Below are 2,766 nucleotides of genomic sequence, written 5' to 3' on the forward strand. Positions count from 1 at the left end.
CGGGCGGGCCCGCCCGATCCGGGCGAGCATCCGGTCCCGGTCCGGCCGGTGCGAGCGGGCCGCCTCCCGCAACTCCTCGCGCAGGTCGCTCATCGTTCTCCCCTTCCCGCGAGTTCGAGCGAGGTCCGCCCGTCCAGCAGCCGTTCCAGCTCCGCCATCCCCTTGGAGGTCTGGCTCTTCACCGTGCCGACGGATATCCCGAGGGCCAGGGCGGTGTCCTTCTCCGACAGGTCGAAGGCGTGCCGCAGCACGACACAGGCCCGCTTGCGGAAGGGCAGCCTCGCGAGCGCCTGCCGCACATCGAGGACCGCCGCCAGGTCCGGGCCCTCCGTCCGGTCGCCGCGCCGGGACCAGAAGAGCGCGATGCGGTGACGTTCCCGGACGGCCGCGCGGACCCGGCCGCGGGCCATGTTGGCGACGACTCCACGGGCGTACGCCACCGGGTGCTCGGCCGCGCGGACCCGGTCCCAGCGGTCCCAGAGCGCCACCAGCGCGTCCGCCGCCAGGTCGTCGGCGGCGGCCGCCTCGCCCGTCAGCAGGTGGGCGAGGCGGGCCAGTTCGGCGTAGTGGCGGTCGAAGAAGTCATGGAACTCCGCGGAAGCGTCGTCAGCCATGCCCTGCACCCCTCACTCGTACGTGCGACTCACCGGCTACTTCATCTCCGCGCCGATGTCCGGCGTGCCGACGGCCAGGAAGGTGGTGGCGGGGAGCGAGCCGTCCGCCCGGCGGGGCCCGTACGCGCCGGCGGGATCGGTGTTCCGGAGGCCGGCGGGGCACGCCTGGCCCGTGTCCCAGGTGTTGGCGGCCGAGACCACGCGCGGGGAGAGCTTCACGGCGCCGGTCGCGTTGTCCAGGGCGAGGTTGCGGGAGAGGCGGGAGGGGGAGGTGGCGAAGAAGTAGCCGGAGGCGCCGTTGGCGTAGGCGGTGTTGCGGTGCAGCCGCAGGGCGCCCGGGTTGCTGTTCTCCGTGAAGCCGTGCTTGCTGTTGCTCCAGGCGGCGTTGCCGGTGAGGACGTGCGCGGCGCTCGCCCCGCCGCCGCCGAGCTTGAAGCCGTTGCCGTTGCCCTCGAAGGCGGGGTCCTTCCAGCGGTTCACACCGTTCCCGTACGCCCAGCTGCGCTCGATCCGGACGGGGCTCGCCCACTGCCAGAGGTCCACGCCGTCGTCGGCGTTGTTGTAGAGCCGCGCGCCGACGACCCGGTTGCCGGTGCCGGAGCCGAACTTGATGGCGAGGCCGTCTGCGTTCTGCCCGTGGTTCTTCGCGTCGTAGTTGCCGTACGAGTCCAGGTTCTCGATCAGGTTGTCCCTCGTTCCCTCCCCGCGCAGCGTGAAGCCGGAGTCGCCGTTGCCGTGGGTGGTGAGGTTGCGGAAGATCCCGCCGGCCGACGAGGTCACGACGACCCCATGGGCACGCGAGTTGCGGAACGTCAGGCCGGACAGCGTCCAGTGGTCGCCGCCTATCGCGACCAGCCACTCCCCCGCGGGCAGCTTCGACCCGTCGACGACCGGCTTCTCCGACCCGTGGGCGGTGACGGTGATCCGGCGCTGCGCGGTCCCGTCGGCCTGGCTCTTGAGGCTCTTGGCCGGGTAGTACGTACCGCCGCGCAGCTGGATGGTGGTGCCGGGGCCGACGGCCGCGAAGGCCTTCTCCAGCTGGGCCGTGGTCGAGACGACGACGGCCCCGGCGGCGCCCGCGTCATCGGGGGCCGCGGCCGCCCACACGCCCACGCCCCCCGCGGCCACGGCGGCGGCCACGGCGGCCGAGAGCGTACGGGTCCTGCGGTGTCGTCCTCTGCTGGTGCTCACGTGGGTGGTTCCTTTGCTCGTCGGATCGGCGGGCAGGCCGGTGCCCGGCCCGTGCCCCCTGGTTGCCGCCGCTCGCGGAAAGGTTGCCGTGGCAGGAGAGAAAGGGGAAAACGTCTGTACAACGCCGGTGGCCCGCCCCCTCGGTGCGACAGGGGCGGGCCACCGGCCTTGCGGCTCCCGGACGGGCTCGGGGAGGCGGGCGGGGAGCTGCTAGCCCCGGCCGCCCTCCAGGTAGTTCTGCAGTCCGGGCACGGTGAGCGTGCCGCCGAACTGGCCGGCCTGCTTCACCGTCACCTTGGTGAAGAAGGCGAAGGGGACGTTCAGCGGCGGCGGGGTCTGAGGGCTGAAGGTGATCGGGATGAGGCCGAAGAGGTTGCCCTTCAGCTCCTCCGTGTACATCGTCACCTCGCCGTTGCGGATCGTCGACGTGGAGCCGGGCCGCGACTTCACATGGCCCGTCGTGCCCGCGGGGCCGACGGTCAGCTGGTGCAGGTCCTTGATGTCGATGGAGCTGGCGGTGAACTTCAGCACCTTCTTGATGCTGCCGTCCGCCTTCTTCACCTCGACGATGCCGTGGTAGTCGAGGCCGTTGAGCGTGAGCAGCGTCGACTCCAGCGTCCAGGGGTCGGACGGGAGCAGCGGGATGCCGGGCTCCAGCTCGGCCGCGGCGAGCGCGTCCGGGTCGGCCTCGGGGCACGGGAAGCGGGGCTTGGCGCCGTCGGGGATGTCCTCGTCCTTCTTGGGGTCGAGTCCCTTGGCGTCCTCGTCAAGCTCCTCGACGTCCCTGCCGGCCTTCCCTGCCGCCTCGCGGATGGCGTCGGCCGTCTCCTCCGCCTTGTGGGCAGCGTCCTTGGCCGGGTCCTTCGGCTGCTCCTTCGCCGCGTCCTCGGGCTTCGCCGACGGCTCGGGGGCCTCGGTGGTGGGGCTCGGGGGCGGGTCGGCCGAATCCTCGGCCCCGCCC

At 72.6% G+C, this 2,766-nt stretch carries 2 protein-coding genes and 1 pseudogene; all 3 read right to left on the reverse strand.

Going from position 1 to position 2,766, the window contains the following annotated elements; all coding sequences use genetic code 11:
• Window positions 1-89: 89 nt before the first annotated feature.
• Complete coding sequence (locus D3105_RS33220) at window positions 90-614, reverse strand: SigE family RNA polymerase sigma factor (RefSeq protein ID WP_006127647.1); 525 nt, start codon at window positions 612-614, stop codon at window positions 90-92.
• Window positions 615-650: 36 nt separating this feature from the next.
• The gene (locus D3105_RS33225; protein ID WP_118906532.1) at window positions 651-1,805 is read right to left on the reverse strand and encodes a right-handed parallel beta-helix repeat-containing protein; all 1,155 of its coding nucleotides are present in this window, start codon (window positions 1,803-1,805) and stop codon (window positions 651-653) included.
• Window positions 1,806-2,015: 210 nt separating this feature from the next.
• Window positions 2,016-2,766 (reverse strand): annotated as a pseudogene (locus D3105_RS33230) (hypothetical protein); the annotation flags it as partial.

The organism is Streptomyces globisporus (assembly GCF_003501885.1).
In the GTDB taxonomy this organism is placed as follows: domain Bacteria; phylum Actinomycetota; class Actinomycetes; order Streptomycetales; family Streptomycetaceae; genus Streptomyces; species Streptomyces globisporus_D.